The organism is Salinivibrio sp. AR647 (assembly GCF_001995415.1).
GTDB lineage: Bacteria > Pseudomonadota > Gammaproteobacteria > Enterobacterales > Vibrionaceae > Salinivibrio > Salinivibrio costicola.
In genome coordinates this window covers 102,548-120,683 of record NZ_MUFE01000003.1, presented here as the reverse complement: position 1 = coordinate 120,683, position 18,136 = coordinate 102,548, and the positions used below count along the sequence as shown (strand labels likewise).

General features: G+C 50.1%; 18 protein-coding genes. All 18 read right to left on the bottom strand.

Going from position 1 to position 18,136, the window contains the following annotated elements; genetic code table 11:
* Positions 1–12 precede the first annotated feature (12 nt).
* Positions 13–2,118, bottom strand: a complete 2,106-nt coding sequence (flhA, locus tag BZG76_RS04525; RefSeq protein WP_021023071.1) for a flagellar biosynthesis protein FlhA — start codon at positions 2,116–2,118, stop codon at positions 13–15.
* Between the two features lie 194 nt (positions 2,119–2,312).
* The gene (gene flhB / locus BZG76_RS04520; RefSeq protein WP_077460313.1) at positions 2,313–3,449 is read right to left on the bottom strand and encodes a flagellar biosynthesis protein FlhB; all 1,137 of its coding nucleotides are present in this window, start codon (positions 3,447–3,449) and stop codon (positions 2,313–2,315) included.
* Positions 3,449–4,237, bottom strand: a complete 789-nt coding sequence (gene fliR / locus BZG76_RS04515) for a flagellar biosynthetic protein FliR (protein WP_077460312.1) — start codon at positions 4,235–4,237, stop codon at positions 3,449–3,451. Before fliR ends, flhB begins: the two co-directional genes overlap by 1 nt.
* Positions 4,238–4,248: 11 nt before the next feature.
* A complete protein-coding gene (gene fliQ / locus BZG76_RS04510; protein WP_021023068.1) occupies positions 4,249–4,518 on the bottom strand; it encodes a flagellar biosynthesis protein FliQ in 270 nt (89 codons plus the stop codon).
* An 11-nt stretch (positions 4,519–4,529) separates the two neighbouring features.
* A complete protein-coding gene (gene fliP, locus BZG76_RS04505) occupies positions 4,530–5,369 on the bottom strand; it encodes a flagellar type III secretion system pore protein FliP (protein ID WP_077460311.1) in 840 nt (279 codons plus the stop codon).
* A complete protein-coding gene (gene fliO, locus BZG76_RS04500) occupies positions 5,366–5,752 on the bottom strand; it encodes a flagellar biosynthetic protein FliO (RefSeq protein ID WP_158011316.1) in 387 nt (128 codons plus the stop codon). Before fliO ends, fliP begins: the two co-directional genes overlap by 4 nt.
* Positions 5,753–5,759: 7 nt before the next feature.
* A complete protein-coding gene (gene fliN / locus BZG76_RS04495; protein WP_021023065.1) occupies positions 5,760–6,158 on the bottom strand; it encodes a flagellar motor switch protein FliN in 399 nt (132 codons plus the stop codon).
* 29 nt (positions 6,159–6,187) lie between these two features.
* Positions 6,188–7,258 carry a flagellar motor switch protein FliM gene (gene fliM / locus BZG76_RS04490; RefSeq protein WP_077460309.1) on the bottom strand — a complete coding sequence of 357 codons (1,071 nt, stop codon included), beginning with the start codon at positions 7,256–7,258 and terminating at the stop codon, positions 6,188–6,190.
* 8 nt (positions 7,259–7,266) lie between these two features.
* Positions 7,267–7,758: a flagellar basal body-associated protein FliL gene (gene fliL, locus BZG76_RS04485; protein ID WP_021023063.1), complete on the bottom strand. Its 492-nt coding sequence runs from the start codon at positions 7,756–7,758 to the stop codon at positions 7,267–7,269.
* 100 nt (positions 7,759–7,858) lie between these two features.
* Entirely contained in the window at positions 7,859–9,418 is a 1,560-nt protein-coding gene (locus BZG76_RS04480; protein ID WP_077460308.1) for a flagellar hook-length control protein FliK, read from the bottom strand.
* Positions 9,419–9,514: 96 nt separating this feature from the next.
* Complete coding sequence (gene fliJ / locus BZG76_RS04475) at positions 9,515–9,964, bottom strand: flagellar export protein FliJ (RefSeq protein WP_021023061.1); 450 nt, start codon at positions 9,962–9,964, stop codon at positions 9,515–9,517.
* Between the two features lie 3 nt (positions 9,965–9,967).
* Positions 9,968–11,287, bottom strand: coding sequence for a flagellar protein export ATPase FliI (gene fliI / locus BZG76_RS04470; protein WP_077460307.1), 1,320 nt, complete (start codon positions 11,285–11,287; stop codon positions 9,968–9,970).
* Entirely contained in the window at positions 11,284–12,264 is a 981-nt protein-coding gene (locus tag BZG76_RS04465; protein ID WP_077460306.1) for a flagellar assembly protein FliH, read from the bottom strand. Before BZG76_RS04465 ends, fliI begins: the two co-directional genes overlap by 4 nt.
* A 29-nt stretch (positions 12,265–12,293) precedes the next feature.
* Positions 12,294–13,346, bottom strand: coding sequence for a flagellar motor switch protein FliG (gene fliG, locus BZG76_RS04460; RefSeq protein WP_021023058.1), 1,053 nt, complete (start codon positions 13,344–13,346; stop codon positions 12,294–12,296).
* Positions 13,336–15,111, bottom strand: a complete 1,776-nt coding sequence (gene fliF, locus BZG76_RS04455) for a flagellar basal-body MS-ring/collar protein FliF (RefSeq protein ID WP_077460305.1) — start codon at positions 15,109–15,111, stop codon at positions 13,336–13,338. Before fliF ends, fliG begins: the two co-directional genes overlap by 11 nt.
* Positions 15,112–15,126: 15 nt before the next feature.
* Entirely contained in the window at positions 15,127–15,438 is a 312-nt protein-coding gene (gene fliE / locus BZG76_RS04450) for a flagellar hook-basal body complex protein FliE (protein WP_021023056.1), read from the bottom strand.
* 110 nt (positions 15,439–15,548) lie between these two features.
* On the bottom strand, positions 15,549–16,961 hold the full coding sequence (locus BZG76_RS04445) for a sigma-54-dependent transcriptional regulator (protein WP_077460304.1): 1,413 nt from the start codon (positions 16,959–16,961) through the stop codon (positions 15,549–15,551).
* On the bottom strand, positions 16,958–18,007 hold the full coding sequence (locus BZG76_RS04440) for a sensor histidine kinase (RefSeq protein ID WP_021023054.1): 1,050 nt from the start codon (positions 18,005–18,007) through the stop codon (positions 16,958–16,960). Before BZG76_RS04440 ends, BZG76_RS04445 begins: the two co-directional genes overlap by 4 nt.
* Positions 18,008–18,136: the final 129 nt, after the last annotated feature.

The window sequence follows — 18,136 nt, the reverse complement described above, 5'->3', positions numbered from 1 at the left end:
TCATAAACGAGGTTAATTGTTGCCAACCGCATTAACGATACGAATTTGTTTTTCGTCCGGTACTTCCTGGTAAGACAACACACGTAACGTCGGAATCGTATTCTTGACAAATTTTGCGAGCGTGGCTCTCAACACACCCGATGTCAGCAATACCGCAGGCTCACCTTGTAGTTCTTGCTGCTGAGTTGCTTCAGCCAGTGAAGACTGTAACCGCTCAGCAAGACCAGGTTCTATGCCTGTTGACTCCCCACCGGACGCCTGCATTGTTTTATGCAACATCTGTTCCAGTTCAGGAACAAGGGTGATAACCGGTAGCTCAGGCGCGCTGCCATTGATTTCTTGGACAATCAAGCGACGCAGAGCAATCCGCACTGCTGCCGTTAGGATGTCGGGATCTTGACTCTTTCCCGTGTACTCCGCCATGGTCTGCACAATGGTGCGGATATCACGGATAGGAATCGCTTCACTGAGCAAGTTCTGGAGCACTTTGACTAACACGCTCAGTGGGATCTGATCGGGAATAAGCCCTTCCACCAAACGAGGAACTTGTTTACCCAGCATATCTATCAAGTTCTGCGCTTCTTCATGGCCGAGTAGTCGCTCGGCATTATTGGTGAGCATTTGGCTTAGGTGTGTCGCCAGTACCGTTGCTGAATCAACCACTGTGTAGCCTAAGGCTTGCGCGTGCTCGCGCTGGCTCGGCTCTATCCAGACGGCCTCTAAGCCAAACGCCGGGTCTTGAGTCGGTTCACCGTCAATGGGTCCGAACACTTGGCCTGGATTAATTGCTAATTCATGTTGGGGGTGTACCTCTGCTTCACCGACCGCGACGCCCATTAACGTAATGCGGTAGTTATGCGGTGGTAACTCTAGGTTATCGCGAATGTGTACGGGCGGGATTAAAAAGCCAAAGTCTTGCGAGAGTTTTTTACGCACCCCTTTCACTCGATCTAACAATTCGCCGCCTTGGTCTCGGTCGACCATAGCGATGAGCCGATAGCCCACTTCGAGGCCAATGACATCAACCGGTTGAACATCATCCCAGGACAGTTCTTTTGGTGCCGGAGGGGCTGCATCAGGGACATCAGACTGCTCTGGCGCTTGTTGTGCTTTTTGATACTGCTGGTATTTCCAATATGCCAGCCCACCGCAAGCCAACGCCAAAAATAGAAAAGGCAGGTGTGGCATACCAGGCACCACGCCCATGATCGTCAGAATACCGGTGGCAATCATGAGGGCACGTGGATTATCAAACAGCTGGAACACCACCTGCTGTCCCATATCCTCATCGGTATTTTGACGCGTCACCATAATGGCGGCACCAATGGATAACAGCAATGAAGGGATTTGCGCGACAAGACCGTCACCAATGGTGAGCAAGGTATACACTTCTATCGCGTCTGAAAATCCTAAATCATGTTGGCCCATACCGATAGACAGCCCACCAACGATGTTGATGAAAAGAATCAAGATCCCGGCAATCGCATCGCCTTTAACAAATTTGGACGCACCATCCATCGAGCCATAGAAGTCAGCCTCTTGCGTCACTTCTTGGCGCCGAGCACGCGCTTGCTCTTGATCGATTAACCCTGCGTTCAAGTCGGCATCAATGGCCATTTGCTTACCGGGCAACGCATCCAAGGTAAAACGCGCCGTGACCTCGGAAATCCGGCCTGCGCCTTTGGTGACAACCATAAAGTTAATGATCATCAAAATCAGGAAGACGACCAAACCGACAGCGTAGTTGCCACCAATCACGACTGACCCAAATGCACCAATAACCTGACCGGCTGCATCGGGGCCCTCGTGACCATAAAGCAAAACCACCCGGGTAGAGGCAACATTAAGTGCTAGTCTCATCAAGGTTGCAATTAACAACACCGCGGGGAAGGCAGCAAATTCAAGAGGGCGGCGGGTATAAATGGTGACCAGCAATACAATCAACGACAAGGCAATGTTGAAAGAAAACATTAAGTCGAGCAGCATCGGCGGTACAGGCAGCACCACCATCGCTAAGGTGGCCAATACCAGTACCGGTGCGCCGATCGCCGGCATCGCACCCAAGCGGTGGTAAGGTACCTTGTCAGAAAATGGCAATCGCCACTTGGCTTTTAACATGTCAGGCGTTTAAGTCCATGATTGGTGAACGTGGGCCAGTTGCCACGCGGAAATAAAACGAGAGTGCAAGGCAAGCAATTTTTACGCCAGAAAAAGCGGATAATGTGTCAGCTTTTTGGCGCGTCTACCAGCCAAAAAACACCGACAAGCAACCCGATAGCGGGACTTCGTTCACGCGTACGATGACACCATGGTTAATCGTGTTTCAAATCGGTAGGGATGGGTAAGTAGGTATCATCTGGGCGCGTGGGCCGCCGGCCTCGACCTTTTTTGTATTGCTTGAGCTGGAAGACATACGCTAACACCTGAGCAACGGCAGTAAACAAACCGTCTGGGATCTGCTGCTCTAGCTCGGTACTGAAATACAGCGCGCGTGCCAGCGGTGGTGCAGGTACAATAGCAACATCATATTCTGCTGCAATTTCACGAATCTTCAGTGCGGTAAAATCAGAGCCTTTAGCTATCACAACCGGTGCACTGTCCATGTCGCTGTTGTAGCGTAACGCCACCGAATAGTGCTCAGGGTTAGTGACCACAACATCAGCTTGAGGCACATCGGCCATCATCCGGCGTTGCGCCATTTCCCGTTGCAGCATGCGAATACGCCCTTTAACTTCAGGGCTACCTTCGGTCTCTTTGTGCTCGTCTTTGACCTCTTGTTTAGTCATTTTCAGCTGCTCATTGTGTTGCCAAATTTGGAATGGCACATCAATCACCACCACCACCAGCAGTGAACAACAGACCAACAACACAAAGTCCAACAAAATATTTAACGCGTGAAAAAGATTGCTGGGAAAGGTGTCGATCGTCAGCTCAAAAAACTCTTCTAAGTTGATATAGACCAAATAGGTCGCAACGCCGGCGACGAGTAAGACTTTCAACACTGACTTCAATAGCTCGACGAGCCCTTGGGTACCAAACATACGCTTGAAGCCAGAAATCGGGCTCATTTTTGATAATTTGGGTCGCGCTGCTTCCCAAGAGAAGCTGACACCTCCCAAACCTGCTGCGCCGACGAGGCCGGAGATAAATAACACCACGAGGATCAAGCCTAAGGGCAATATTAGATGCAGTAGCTCACCAACGACCACCAGCATCAGCTCTGAGCTATCGAAGATTTCAGCACGCGAAAGTGAAAACAAGCGCGTCATCAGCGCCATTAACGCTTCGCCCAACGCTTGTCCAAACCACATTAAACTGACGGCACCCACCACCAGAACAGCCACTGACGCTAGTTCTCTTGAACGCGGTACTTGGCCCTTTTCCCGCGCCTGCTCCTGCCTTCGGGGTGTGGCGTCTTCTGTTCTTTCCTGACCGTCACTCTCTGCCATTAGTTAAACTCGCAATTCAGCCGGATAAGGGAGCAAATTTGATTGAGCCCGGTTTGCCAATGGTTGTTGTAGTGCGTCAACATACCGGACAGTAAGTACCAACTGATCAACAACCCCATCAACAATGCAAATGCAAAGCCAAGTGAAAAAATATTAAGTTGTGGCGCCGCTCGGGTCATCACACCAAAAGACAAATTGACCACCAACAAAGCAATGACACCCGCCAGCGACATACTCAATGCGACCTCGAACATGATCCCAAACCATGATGCGAGGCTGCGATAATCTGCGGCCCCTATCATCTCGCCAATGGGGAGCGTCTCAAAGCTCATTACCACTAGGTTAAGCATTTTCAAGTGGCCATCGGTGGAAAGAAATAACATAACGGCCAAGAAGAGATAAAACTGACCCAATAGTGGCGTGTTTTGACCGTTGGCTGGATCCACCATTGACGCAAAACCCAAACTTGATTGCATCCCCAAGATCTGGCCGAGGATGACGAAGGTTTGGGTAATGAACTGCGTGACTAGCCCCATCGCAACGCCAATCACGACTTGCTGCGCGAGCACCATAAATCCGGCAAATGACACTAACTCGATGTCCTCTGGCACCGCAGGAAGTGCAGGCATGACCGCAAAGGTAATCGCAAGAGAAAGGTATAAACGGATCCGGGTAGGCACGAAACGGGCACCAAAAAACGTCATCGCCATCATCATCGATGAGATGCGTGTAAACGGCCAAAAGTAGTTAGCCATCCAAGATAAAATCACCGAGGCCGGATATTCCATATGCCTTTCCGTCAGTACAGAATGGTTGGGATGTGATCAATCAAACGATAAAAATATTCCATCAACATCCGTGTCATCCAATGACCAAAAAACATCAGCGCAATAAACGTCGCAATTAAACGGGGAAGAAAACTGAGTGTCTGCTCGTTGATCGAGGTTGCCGCTTGGAATACAGCGACGATCAAACCGACTAACAAACCCGGCACGACAATCGCAGACACTAACAGTAGTACCAGGTAAAGCGCATCCTGGAACAGTTCAACAAACGCTTCCGGGGCCATTGCTGCCTCCTTTAGCCAAAACTGGCGGCGAGGGTAGAAAGGATCAAATTCCACCCATCAACCAACACGAAGAGCATTAATTTAAACGGTAATGACACTATCATGGGCGACAACATCATCATACCCATCGCCATCAATACCGACGCTACCACCAAGTCAATCACCAAAAACGGTAAGAACAGCATGAATCCAATTTGGAACGCAGTTTTCAGTTCTGATGTCACAAATGCGGGGATCAGTACGGTCATTGGCACCTGCTCTGGCTCGTCAACTTGAGCGCCCGACATATTGACAAAGGTTTCCAAATCTTTGACACGGGTTTGCCTAAGCATAAACTCTCGTAGTGGCACTTGCACCCGAGTGAAGGCCTCACGCGCTGTCATCTGCTCATTGATATACGGCTGTACCGCCTCTGTATTCATTTTATCGATCACCGGCGACATGATGAACAAGGTCAAAAACATGGCGATGCCAATAATGACTTGATTGGACGGCGTTTGCTGTAATCCCATCGCTTGGCGAAGGATCGCCATCACCACCACAATGCGGGTAAATGACGTCATTAAAATGACGACCGCTGGCAAAAACCCCAACGCGGTCATCAGCGCTAAAATTTGTAAGGTCACGGAGTAGTCTTCGCTACCATCCGGATTGACTCGCATGGTCACCGCAGGGATCCCGCCTCCGGTATTGCGCTGCGTTTCCAGGCGAACCGCTTCACCGCTATCATTCAGTGACTCGGTTGTGATGCTTTCCTGGGCGGGCGTGGCTTCTTGCTCGGCGAAAGCAAACGGTGTCATCAAAGTGGCCACCACCAAAACCCAGACTGCCAATAGCGTGCGTATCGTCATTTTCGATTCAATAGTTGGCTAAGCTGATTTGCAAAGCGAGAGTGAGAGTCTGGCGAAGTCGGCGCTGTTGTGGGCACCGGATTATCTAGCGCTTTTAATAGCTGCACCTGAGAAGCTGTGACACCGATGACAAGTTGCTCTCCATGTACGTCCACAACTAATATCCGCTCTTTTTGGCCAATAGCTAATTGACTGACAATTTTGATCCCATTGCTTTGCTGCGCCAAGCCAGGGAGCTTAAGCCGACGTAGTAGCCACGCTAAGCCAAAGATTAATGCCAACACCAGCCCGAGAGACAACAGCATTGTCACTATGCTTACGTCTGGCGCCGCTGCCCAAGCGGGCATCGGCACCAACAATATTGCCCAAACGCGTCGGTTCACGATCATCTTATCGTAGCTTCTTAATTCGCTCAGTTTGACTGATGACATCGGTAAGACGAATACCAAATTTATCGTTAACCACCACCACTTCACCGTGGGCGATCAAGGTACCGTTCACCAGAACATCGAGCGATTCACCTGCAAGACGGTCGAGTTCAACCACCGAGCCTTGGTTAAGCTGGAGAAGATTCCGAATATTAATCTGGGTGTGTCCCACTTCCATCGAAATGGTCACCGGAATATCGAGAATCGCATCGAGCTTACGTTGTTCATCCGCGCCCAGTTGCTTCTCACTGTCGTCAGTGAGCTCATCCAATGGTGCCGCTTGTACGTCGTCTGATCCTTCCGAATCAGACTGCTCAGCCAGGGCAGCAGCCCAATCATCATCTACATCATTTTGATCCATGACGTCTTACCCCTGTTTACTGGTCTTATTCACTGAGTTTTACCTTGTTTATCATCAATCGGTAAATCTTCCTCGAGATCATCGAGTAGCTCAGGTTTATCCTGTAATAGCGAAATATCAGACTTCGCCATATCAGGTCGTTTTAGTTTTTCAACAATTTTCAGTGCCAGTTTATCGTTAGACTGGCCCATTTTCGCTCGATAGGTTGGCAAATCTTCCACAAAAACCGTACACGCATCTGGCATATCAACTGGGATCACATCCCCTTTTTGTAACTCCATCAAATCGCGCAACGATAAGGTCACATCGAGTAGTTTTGCACTGAGTTCCACATTTACGTCCAAGATTTCATCACGTAGCGCTTTACTCCAGCGCACGTCGGTATCCATCTTGTCACTTTGTACCCCGGCGTCGAGGAGCTCGCGGATTGGCTCCAGCATCGAATAAGGCATGACCATATGAATGTCACCGCCCCCGCCATCCAGTTCGATGTGGAATGAACTGACCACAATCACTTCCGATGGACTGACAATGTTTGCCATCGCTGGGTTGACTTCCGAATCAAGATACTCAAAGGCCACTTCCATAACAGGGGCCCACGCGTCTTTATAATCCTCAAACATCAGCTTCAGCAGCATCTGTATGACGCGTCGTTCGGTTGGGGTAAATTCGCGCCCTTCGATCCGGGCATGAAATCGGCCATCGCCACCAAAGAAGTTTTCAACCAAAATAAAGACCAGTCGGGCCTCCATGGTGATTAAGCTCGTCCCTTTTAGTGGACGAAACCGTACCATGTTTAAACTGGTCGGAACGTATAACGTGTTTTGGTACTCGCCAAACTTCATCATCTGCACGCCGTTTATCGAAACTTCGGCGGTTTTCCGCAGCATATTGAACAAGCTGATACGCATGTGACGCGCAAAACGCTCATTGATAAGCTCGAGCGTCGGCATGCGCCCGCGCACAATTCTATCTTGTGACGAGAAGTCGAAGGAGACCGTCCCATCTTCTCCAACCTCGGGCTCATTATCGTCGTCATCGACGTCGTCAACGCCGTGAAGGAGCGCGTCAATCTCGTCTTGGCTGAGTAAGTCAGTCACGTCATCACCTATTGCATCACAAACCCAGTGAAGAGAACCCGCTCTACCACCGGCTCACCCGTTACTTTAATTAAAGCCGCGCGCACATTCTCGGCGGATTGGCGTCGGACTTCTAGCTGACCTTGAGGGGTCCGCAGTTGCTCAACTGTGGCAGCACCAAAGGTATTGAGTAACGCGTGTTCTACCAGCGGCAAATTTTCCTTCGCTAGCGCTTCTCTCTCGCTACCACGCACCAATAATTGTGCATTCACTTGCACCAGCCGCTGTTGTTCATCACCGGTCACGTTAAAGACAAACGGCTGAGGTAGAGTGACATAAATGGCCGGAAGCGTGTTATTTTCTTCCTCCAAGACAATATCGTCTTGGCTTTTATCGTCACCCGATAAAAAGAAAAAAGCCCCACCGCCTACGGCCGCCAATAACACCACAGCAGCAACAATGATAATGATGAGCTTTTTCTTGCCCCCGCCTTGTTCCGAGGTTGCGTTGTCATTTGCCATGGCTATTCATGCTCCTCATTATTGATGCGTGTTGCTCTAGCAACGTTCTGGATTAAACGCAGTTTTGATCCAGCGTTGTTTTGATCCAGCGTTGTTTTTATCAAGCATAGTAATCGACAGCGCGATCATTGTGTGAAACGTTTAACGCGTGCCCTGCTAACATCGCGTCATCATTGTCCTCACCGGTCGTTAATCCAAGAGGTGAGCCGCCTGACGCCCCTGCCCCAGCATGATTTTGTTGTCCTGAAGCCATTTGCTGCGCGCCACTGTCTTGCTGCTGAACGGATCCTTGAGCCAACTGTAAGCCTTGTTGCTGTAGCATATCACGAAGCCGCGGCATTGCTTGTTCAACCGCGTCTCGCGCTTGCTGGTTGGCGACTGTAATGTGAACCGTCGCTTGATCGTTGTTCATTCCCAACTTAATTTGCATTCGCCCTAGCTCAGGAGGATCAAGCCGAATATCAACCTGCTTGAGGTTTTTTGACAGCATGATGTTAATACGCTCCGTCAAGGCAGTACCAGCTTCTGTGGGCGTTTGTCCGAGCGGGAGGGGCGCCTGTGCACTCTGCGCTGCTTGCATATCTTGTCGTGCCGTGGCGGACTGGGCCGACGACAACCCTAAACCACTGGCCAATTGTTGCGCTAAGTTTTCAGGGCGTGTGGCTCCCTCTGCTGCGCTAGAAGCACTGCCACTTGTCAATGCGCTGTCCGCTTGACCCGCTTGCTCTGCCATCGCTTTTAATGCGGCTTTGCTGAGGTCATCCGACTGGCCCATTTTTCCTGATAATAACGACGCTGGATTGGCATTGGGGGTCGTTGCTGATTTTGCATCATGGCGCGGTTTATCGGTCAGCTCGCTACTCTTTAATAGTGTCGCGCCTTCTTTTGTGACGCCCTCTTTCAGCTGGCCTTCTTTCGCCAGCGTTTCCTTCTCTTTGCTTAGAGATGCTGGATTATCTGTCTCTTGTTGCGCTTTGGCAGTTGACCATTTTATCGCGCTTCCATCCGATTCAAGCGCGTTATCTTTGCGATGTGCAGCACTCTCAGCGTCAAGTGATTGCGTCGCTCTTACTTGACTTGCCAACGCCGCCAACTGATCCGGCGATAACTGATCGAGTACTTTTTCGGGTGACACACCCTCCGGCAAGTTTTTGGCCAGCTCAGTCAATAACGCTTGTCTGTCGATCACCCCTTCTGTGTTATCACCGTCTATCTGCACACTTTCATCGTCATCAGATTGCGTCACGTTTAGCGTCTGTGCTGATAACGCATCCGCACTGGCAGATAAGGGATCAGCGTCGGCAGTAGGCAAAGATTTGCCATTAAGCATGGCTGCCGCTTGATTCAGTCGCATCAGCAGTGCTTGGCTCTCTTCCATGGCTGTCATATCGGCAATTTCGGCCATTTCCGCTTCGCTAAACATGCCATCAGCAAGCATCGCCTCGGCATCAATTGCCTGACCATCAACCAGTAAAGTCTTGCCATCTTGGGTCAGTTTAATCGGTATGTCGCCTTGCTCACCCTTGCCATCAATGGACTGGCGCAACGCCGCTAAAAAGCCGGTATTTTTATCACCTTTTACCTCGCCTGTCGCACCGTCACTGGTCGCGAGAGGGGTTTTAGGTGAGAGATTGGAAAGCGTCAGCGTAGACTGCGTCATAAGTTTCTCGTCATTACCTTATGGTTATCCTTTAAACCGAGCCTCAATGTGCTGGCATGTCGGTAATGATAAAGCAATTATCGCGCCATTTTATTCTTAGGAAAAGGGAGAGGGACGTCGGCGTGCAATAATTGCTGCCATTTCATCCATTTGACGCTGTTCTTGATAATGAGCACGTTCCGCTTCTTCTCGCGCTCGCTTTTCGATTAACCACTCGAGAGACTGCCGGTGTTGGCGTGTTTGTTGCCATGCTTGACGGCACTGTTCTAAATGATCCTTAAACTGATGCTCAGCACCTCGTTGCTTTGCCAAGGTTTCATCAAGCTGGACGATAAATTTATTAAGGTGGCCAAAAGCGCTGGCAGAGAGCCCTGACTGACCCCGGTCTGACATTTGTCGGCAATATTCCAGACGATACTGCTCAATTTGCTCGAGCTGGTGATAATAGCCATCTAATGCTTGCTGGGCTTCACTGACGCTAAGTTGCGCCTGCTTTTCATCTTCTTGGGCCTTTTCTAACAATAAATGCAGTGCATGATCAGCCATAAATTATCCTTGCAAGGTTGAGCGCAACATATTGACGCACATATCGAAAGGGACCACCTCTTTCATCCCTTGTTGCAAATAATTATCCAGTTTTGGCTTCAGGTGAAAGGCTTGGTCAACGGCTGCATCACTGCCTGGCTTGTACGCGCCAATTGAGACCAAGTCTTGGTTTTTGCGGCAAACGGACAACACTTGCCGCACCGCTTTCGACATCAAGATTTGCTCGTCACTGGTAATATTCGGCATCACACGGCTTACCGACCGTTCGACATCAATCGCCGGATAATGCCCGCCATCCGCCAATTCGCGAGATAACACGATGTGACCATCAAGAATGGCACGTGCAGCGTCGGCAATTGGATCTTGTAAGTCATCACCTTCGGTCAATACAGTAAAAAATGCCGTGATCGAGCCCTGCCCGACAGCACCATTTCCTGCACGCTCGACTAATGAGGGTAAACGGGCAAATACCGAGGGTGGGTAGCCTTTGGTCGCAGGAGGTTCACCCACGGATAATGCGATCTCACGTTGTGCCTGAGCAAAACGTGTTAATGAGTCCATCAGCAAAAGCACATCCAACCCAAGATCGCGAAAATACTCAGCGATCGTCAGTGCCGTTTGGCAGCCTTTTAAGCGCACAAGCGGCGATGAATCAGCAGGGGCGGCGATAACGACGGAACGGGCCCGGCCCTCCTCCCCTAAGATATCATCGATAAATTCTTTTACTTCTCGGCCACGTTCGCCAATCAGCCCCACAACCACAACTTGTGCGGTGGTGCCACGTGTCATCATCCCAAGCGTTACGGATTTACCCACACCAGAGCCGGCAAACAACCCAATTCGCTGCCCTTTACCGACAGTAAGCAGACCGTTAATCGCTTTAATCCCCACATCGAGGGGTTCTCTAATTGGCTGTCTCGCTAATGGGTTGATGGGAGTACCTTCTAAACTGGCCTGCTTATCAGTGTAGATATCCCCTTTGCCATCCAGTGGGTTTCCCATACCGTCGATAACACGGCCAAGCAGCTCCATGCCTACGGAAAGTTGGCTACGTTCAGATAAAGGCGTCACGCGTGCGCCCGGGAGTACCCCAGAGACTTGTTCGTTTGGCATCAAGTACAACAACTCTCCGGCAAACCCCACCACTTCCGCTTCGATGGTGCCATTTAAGGTCTCGACCGCACAAACAGAACCGATAGGCGCCCGGCAGCCGATCGCTTCGAGGGTTAAGCCGACCATTCGTACCAATTTGCCGGATGCCACGGGTTTTGGCGCAAGGTTATCTAATTGACACCGCTTTAAGCGCTCAGCCAGCTGACTCATGACGACACGCCGTCATCATCGCTGGATGAGGAGGATGAAGCATGAGGTTTTGCTTGCGCTTGCGCTTGTGTCGCTGCGTCTGACGACGGTTGCGCCGACGACTTGAGCGTATCGGCTTTAGTATTGGACGTATTAACACTGGGATCGTCAGCGCCAGACGTGGAAGACTGGGATGGCACTGATTGCCGTGACTGGTTTTTCCCTTGAAACTCGCGGAGCAACGCGTCCACCCGTTCACTGTATTGATAATCAACCACAGAATCTTTCGATTTCACATGTACATCACCACGCGCTAACGCGGGCTCTGATTGTAACGTCCAATCCCGTGAGGCTAACATGGCGTCGTCGTAGGCTTCGGTGACCACGGCATAATCATCAGGATGTAACGCGGCTGTGACGGGATGATCCGCCACGGGGAGTGCAGCTATCGATGCGCGTAATGTCTGTAAAATGACCTGCGGATTGGTTTCTAACTCCACGCCGGTCAGCGACTTAGTCAATGCTTGGACCATTACCAAAAGCTGCTGTTCGACGTCTATATCAAGCTTCTCCAATGGATGACTGAGCTGATTAAGAATGGTGTCAAGATGCTGACAGCGCGTCTCAATTAATGCTTTTCCCTCTTCAACACCCTGCTCATACCCTGCCTTTTTGCCTTCTTCGAACCCTTTTTCGTGCCCTTCTTCTAGGCCACCCTCTAGCCCTTCTTGATGCCCGAGTTGTTTGCCTTCTTCATAGCCTTCGTCATAACCTTGTTGCCGAATCGCTTCTAGGGCATCGGCCGTTAATGGCTCTGGGGCCGGCTCACTTTCTTCAACGTCAGTATCCGCTTCTGGCTCCCAGCTCGGATCATAATTGAGCGCAGTATCTTTGGGCAGATTATCTCGATCGCCATAAGGCGGCAGTGTCCAACGATCGATCGTTTCGGCGTCAGCTTCGTTGGCACGAATATAGCCACGGCGTTTATCTAAACTCATCGACAACCTCTACGCGAAAGAAAAGCAACTTATACAAACTCATCACCGCCGCCACCAGTGAGCATCAGCTCACCGGCATCGGCAAGGCGACGCGCAACGGAAAGGATTTCTTTTTGTGCCCCTTCAACATCGGAGACACGAATTGGCCCCATGGCTTCGATATCATCTTGCAGCATTTCGGCCGCACGTTTAGACATGTTGCGATAGATTTTCTCGCGTAAATTATCTTCCGCTCCCTTAAGTGCTTTTTGCAGCACTTCTTGCGGCACATCGCGCAATAGGGTCTGTATACCGCGGTCATCCACATCAATTAAGTTGTCAAAGACAAACATCAAGTCTTGGATTTGTGATGCCATCTCTTCGTCCTGATCACGAATGGAGTCCATTAAGACACCTTCTACACTGTTGTCCATGTAGTTCATGATTTCGGCAGCCGCTTTTAAGCCACCAATTTTGGCGGCTTGAGCACCCGCTTGGCCAGCAAACTGCTTCTCCATGATTTCGTTTAGTTCGTGTAATGCCGCTGGCTGGACTTCTTCTAAGTTGGCGATCCGCATCATCAGATCGAGCCGGTCACGCTCAACAAACTGGGAGAGAATTTCTGCTGAATGTTCAGGATCTAAGTATGACAGCACGATAGTTTGAATCTGCGGGTGCTCGTTGATGATGATGCTGGCGACTTGACGCGGATCCATCCATTTGAGTGAGTCTAAGCCTTTGGAGCCACTGCCAAGCAAGATTTGGTCAACCAAGTTATTAGCTTTGTCTTCACCCAGCGCCGCCACCAGTGCGTTACGCACGAAGTCTTCGCTTCCCATCCCAATCGATGTGTATTTTTGGATTTCTTCCAAAAACGCACGATGCACCGCCGCGACCTTGTCCGAGTTAAGATCGGTCATTGATGTCATCGCCGAACCGACTCGCTGCACTTGTTTAGGTTCGAGGTGTCGAATGATGCTTGCTGCATCTTGCTCACTTAAACTTAACAGTAAGATGGCGGCTTTCTCAATCCCACTTAAAGAGCTGATATCGAAACTTGAGCCGGCTTGCTCTTCACCCGTGTTTGCGACTTCATTTGCCATCTTCGGTCACCCAGTTTTTTACCGCTTGTGCGGCCAAGTCTGGCTCATTGGCGACCAGCGCTCGGACCGCTTTTAGCAAGTCTTCGTCTTTATGTAAGTTTGGCAGCTCAACATCTGACGCTGACATGGCAAAATTACTCGAGCCATCGAGCTCTGAACCAATCAAACCAACGTCATCGCCATCTGGGGTAATGGGTAGGCCATCCGGACCCAAGATTTCGCCATTAGGCCCGACAGTATTGCCATCTTCGTCGATATTGGGGTACAACAGCTTTTTCATCGCTGGGCGAACCAACACCACAATAATCACGATAATGACTAAAGCAGCCGCCAACCAGCGTACCCAATCATTAAAGTTTGGATGATCCCAGATAGCAACATCTTGTTCGGCAGCTTGCTCAGGTTCAACAAATGGTACGGCGATCACTTCAAGCACATCACCGCGCTGCTCACTAAATCCTACCCCGCCCATTAATAAGCGGCGGATTTTTGCCAGTTCATCATCCGTTAAAGGCTCTTTAACCACATCACCGGTGTCCGGATCGACACTTTGCTTAAAATTCACCGCCACTGAAACAGTTTGGCGGTCGATCACGCCTGATTGCGCGCGCCGATGACGAATTGTCGTATCTAATTCAAAATTACGCGTCGCTTCTCGACTGACCGAACCATTTCCGCCTGCGCCATTTTTTAAATCTCGCACATCCTCTGGAATAGAGGCGTCCGCTGGTGGTTGATTGCTTAATGCCCCAGGGATACCAGCCACACGGTCGGAGCCGTTATAATCTTCACGTGTGTATTCACTGCGCGTCGCTGGCGTATTGGGGTTATATTGCCGTTGCGTTTCTTCCAACGAGCTAAAATCCAGGGCAACATCGACTTGAGAGGTATAATTCCCTAAGCCCAAAACAGGGATGAGAATGGAATCAATTTTTTCCCGTAACTGGCGCTCTTGTTTACGTTCTAATTCGTACTCTTTTCGCCGCGCCGCCGACGCTGGATCTTCACTGCCTGAGTTGAGCAAACGTCCATGCTGATCAGTGACGGTTACGCGCGTGGGTTTCAGAGAAGGCACTGCGGAGGCCACCATATCAACAATCGAGTCGACTTCTTCCTGGCCTAGGGTATTACGCCCGCCAAGAGTCAAAAAGACCGTTGCGGACGCTTCTTGGTTGTGACGCACAAAAACACTCTGTTTGGGCAGCGCCAACAGTACTCTCGCGTTTCGCACTTGACGCACTTCTTCGATCGCTGCCGCCAGTTGACGTTCACGACTCAGTTTTAAGCGTTCTGTTTCAAGCTTTTGCGATACACCAAAGCCCATATCATTGAGCAAAATATCGTCGCCCTCTGCCGTGGCTGTATTTAAGCCCGCTCGGGTGAGCCCAAGACGAATGGACGAGTAATCGCTAGAGGGAACGCGGATGGTGTTTCCATCGAGTTGATAATCGACTTTGCTTTGATCCAGGTGATCGAGAACCGGAATAAGCTCTTCCGTTTCGTACGTACCCAGTGGCCGCATCTCTGGCTCTTGTACCCAGAAAAAAAGCATCATGATCAGGGCCACGCAGATCGCGACCGCGAGCACCAAGATCAGTTGACGCACCATGTCGAGATCGCCAAATATCGAATTTGACGACGCCGATTGTTCGAGTGCATCCGGATCTTGCGCGCTTTGCTCCGCGTCTAGCGTTGCATCGGTCGATGGTAATGCTGCTGCACCATCTGACACCGCGAGATCGGTATTTTGATTCTCTTCAGCCACTGATTAATTCCTACATTAAACAGGCATGTTCATTAATTCTTTATACGCTTCAACCAGTTTGTTGCGCGTTTGCACTGTTGCGTCAAAGGCCACACTGGATTTGTTCCGAGCGATCATGACATCCGATAAGCTCACATTACGATCGCCTTCATCAAACCGAGTAGCGAGTTCACCGGATGTTTTTTGCAGTCCATTGACATGATTAATGGCACTGGAGAGCATATCGCCAAACTCTTGGCTAACTTGCTGTCCCGTGGCAGGCTGAGACACATTTTTCGCGGCTACCGCCATGGCTTGCATTTCTTGCGTCAGGGCATTGGCTTTCATCGTCGATCCTTCCTGTGTCAATTTTTTGTCAAATGAGTCAGATTTCTATCAGATATCTGTGTGTTTGCAACTTTGAGACCACTTTAGCAAAAAGCCGCAACACCGCGCGATTATTGGGGAATATCGATGCCAGCATCACGCATTTTGGCTAATTTGTAGCGTAAGGTTCTCGGGCTAATCCCAAGGCGTTCTGCAACATCTTTGCGGCGTCCTTCACAAGCGCGGATCGTTTCTAAAATAATAGAAAATTCCTGATCGCGTAACTCATTGCCCAATCCTACGCCATTGGGGGGCTGCTCAACATGCTCAGTGGCCGTTGGAGGAGAAGCCGGCGCTTGTGCTTGGTGGTTAAAGCGCGTATTCATTACTTGATTTTGTAAGCTAGACGCATCTTGCCAATCTTGCCCCTCCAGTAGAATATCAGAGGCTTGAATGTGCGACTGCGTGGCCAAGATTAATGCGCGTTGCATAACGTTATCGAGCTCTCTGACATTACCAGGCCACGGGTACGCGAGCAGTTTCTGTTCGGCATCTGGATGCAAACTTGGGCAAGGTAAGCCTTGTTTTTGGCAGTGGCGTGACAGTAAATAATGCGCCAGTGGAATAATATCGCCGAGCCGATCACTGAGCGCCGGCCAAGTGATGGGAAAGACATTCAAGCGATAGTAAAGATCTTCTCGAAAGTGGCCTTGCGCTACGTATTCTTTTAAGTCGCGGTTACTGGTGGCAAGCACCCGCAAATCAAGCTGGATACTTTTTCGTCCACCTAAACGCTCAACCTCACGCTCTTGCAACACGCGTAGTAATTTCGCTTGCAACCCAAGCTCCATCTCACTGATTTCATCCAGTAAAATGGTTCCGCCTTGTGCCTGTTCAAACTTGCCCGGGCAAGCCTGAACCGCGCCAGTAAAGGCCCCTTTTTCGTAGCCAAATAACGTGGCTTCTAACATGTTTTCTGGAATCGCGGCACAGTTAATGGCGACAAAAGCGGCACTGGCACGTGCTGAATGATCGTGAATATAGCGCGCCATGACTTCTTTTCCTGAGCCTGAAGGCCCTAAGATCATCACATTCGCATCGGTATTTGCTACTTTGTCTGCCAACGCCAGTAAGGCGACGCTTTTTGGATCTTCAGCAATCGCATCGGAGTCATCGGTTTTGACAGGGGCATAGCGGCTCACCATATTTAACAGCACTTCGGGGGCAAACGGTTTAGCCATGTAATCGATCGCGCCCTCTTTCATCGCCGCCACGGCATCTTCGATGTTGGCATAGGCCGTCATTAGCAAAACCGGTAAATTCGGCATGTGTGTTTTAATCGAGCGCAAAAGTGCAAGGCCATCCATTCCTGCCATTTGCACGTCAGAGACGACAATATCAATGGCCTCTGATTTCAGGGTCACTAAGGCTTGCTCGGCACTGTCCGCTTCTCGCCAGTGATACCCTGCCAGCGCCAATGTATCGACAAGCGCTTCGCGCAACCCTTCATCATCTTCCACGATTAGCACGGTTGTTTGGCTCATTGTGTTTCTCCTACGCTCTCACCATGATCTGCCACCGCCCCTTTGGCAAGCGGCAAACACAATGTAAAACAGGCCCCTTTTTCAGGCTCAGATTGTAAGGTGAGCTTGCCATCATGGGCATGACACACCATTTGCACAACGGCGAGGCCAAGACCTGTCCCCTGTTGTCGCGTGGTAAAAAAAGGCTCAAGGACTTTGGCATGTAACTCCGGCGCGATGCCTGGCCCGTTATCCGCCACCGAAAGTAAAAGGTTATCGCCCTGCAGCCGTGAATCGACAACGACTTGGCAGCCTTTGCCCGCCACCTGGACAGCATTAATCACAAGATTACTTAAGGCACTGGCTAACGCATTGGGGTTGCCCAACACCTTTACACTTTCGTCGTCACTGTTAATTGCAAAATCAACATCATGTCCTTGAACGACCGCATCCACCATGGGCTCAAATTCATTAAATAGCTGTTCGACACTGAATACCTTGACCACGTTATTGTCGCCGCCTTTGGCAAATAGCAACATGTCATTGACTTGCTTTTCCAGATCATGCAAACGGTCTAACAACTTGAATTGAAAACGCTGCCTGGTCGCATTATTCAGGTTTGGGGCACCTAGGTTGGACGCATACAAAATGGCACTCGATAGTGGCGTACGCACCTGATGCGCTAATGATGCCACCATTTTACCTAACGATGATAAGCGTTGTAGATCACTGACACGCGATTGCAATAAACGGGTTTCGGTCATATCGGTAATTAAAATGAGCTGCCCCGAATCGGACGCTGAGATGGCCAGCTTTACTCGCCGACCATCTTTTAGTGATACCTCGTGCCCATCATCGTCACGTGGGGAAAAAGCCCGTTGTATCACCTCAAACCAACGCTGCTGAGTCAATGGCTCACCCAGTAGTCGATGCGCCTCTGGATTGGCTTCAGCAACACGTCCATTGGCGTCCAGCAAGATAACCCCCGCAGGCATAACATCCAGAACTTGCTTATATCGAGTAACTTGTTGATCCACTGATCCAAGTGGCGACGATTGGGTTTCCATTTAAGCAATACACATTTCAATCAAGGTTTTACTCATTTAAGCAGGGATTATGCCATAAAAATAGTCAATAATATCAGCTTGTTGAAGACAAAAAAGCGAAGTCATTTTTTTGACTCCGCTTTTTGACAC

What these genes read in the sequence shown, in the direction of transcription:
- fliI (WP_077460307.1), bottom strand. Translation starts at nt 11,287, where the DNA reads ATGAGTCAGCTGGCTGAGCGCTTAAAGCGGTGTCAATTAGATAACCTT.
- fliP (WP_077460311.1), bottom strand. Translation starts at nt 5,369, where the DNA reads ATGACGATACGCACGCTATTGGCAGTCTGGGTTTTGGTGGTGGCCACT.
- BZG76_RS04480 (WP_077460308.1), bottom strand. Translation starts at nt 9,418, where the DNA reads ATGACGCAGTCTACGCTGACGCTTTCCAATCTCTCACCTAAAACCCCT.
- BZG76_RS04445 (WP_077460304.1), bottom strand. Translation starts at nt 16,961, where the DNA reads ATGAGCCAAACAACCGTGCTAATCGTGGAAGATGATGAAGGGTTGCGC.
- BZG76_RS04465 (WP_077460306.1), bottom strand. Translation starts at nt 12,264, where the DNA reads ATGAGTTTAGATAAACGCCGTGGCTATATTCGTGCCAACGAAGCTGAC.
- flhA (WP_021023071.1), bottom strand. Translation starts at nt 2,118, where the DNA reads ATGTTAAAAGCCAAGTGGCGATTGCCATTTTCTGACAAGGTACCTTAC.
- fliJ (WP_021023061.1), bottom strand. Translation starts at nt 9,964, where the DNA reads ATGGCTGATCATGCACTGCATTTATTGTTAGAAAAGGCCCAAGAAGAT.
- fliE (WP_021023056.1), bottom strand. Translation starts at nt 15,438, where the DNA reads ATGAAAGCCAATGCCCTGACGCAAGAAATGCAAGCCATGGCGGTAGCC.
- fliG (WP_021023058.1), bottom strand. Translation starts at nt 13,346, where the DNA reads ATGGCAAATGAAGTCGCAAACACGGGTGAAGAGCAAGCCGGCTCAAGT.
- fliR (WP_077460312.1), bottom strand. Translation starts at nt 4,237, where the DNA reads ATGGAATATCCGGCCTCGGTGATTTTATCTTGGATGGCTAACTACTTT.
- fliL (WP_021023063.1), bottom strand. Translation starts at nt 7,758, where the DNA reads ATGGCAAATGACAACGCAACCTCGGAACAAGGCGGGGGCAAGAAAAAG.
- fliQ (WP_021023068.1), bottom strand. Translation starts at nt 4,518, where the DNA reads ATGGCCCCGGAAGCGTTTGTTGAACTGTTCCAGGATGCGCTTTACCTG.
- BZG76_RS04440 (WP_021023054.1), bottom strand. Translation starts at nt 18,007, where the DNA reads ATGGAAACCCAATCGTCGCCACTTGGATCAGTGGATCAACAAGTTACT.
- flhB (WP_077460313.1), bottom strand. Translation starts at nt 3,449, where the DNA reads ATGGCAGAGAGTGACGGTCAGGAAAGAACAGAAGACGCCACACCCCGA.
- fliN (WP_021023065.1), bottom strand. Translation starts at nt 6,158, where the DNA reads ATGGATCAAAATGATGTAGATGATGATTGGGCTGCTGCCCTGGCTGAG.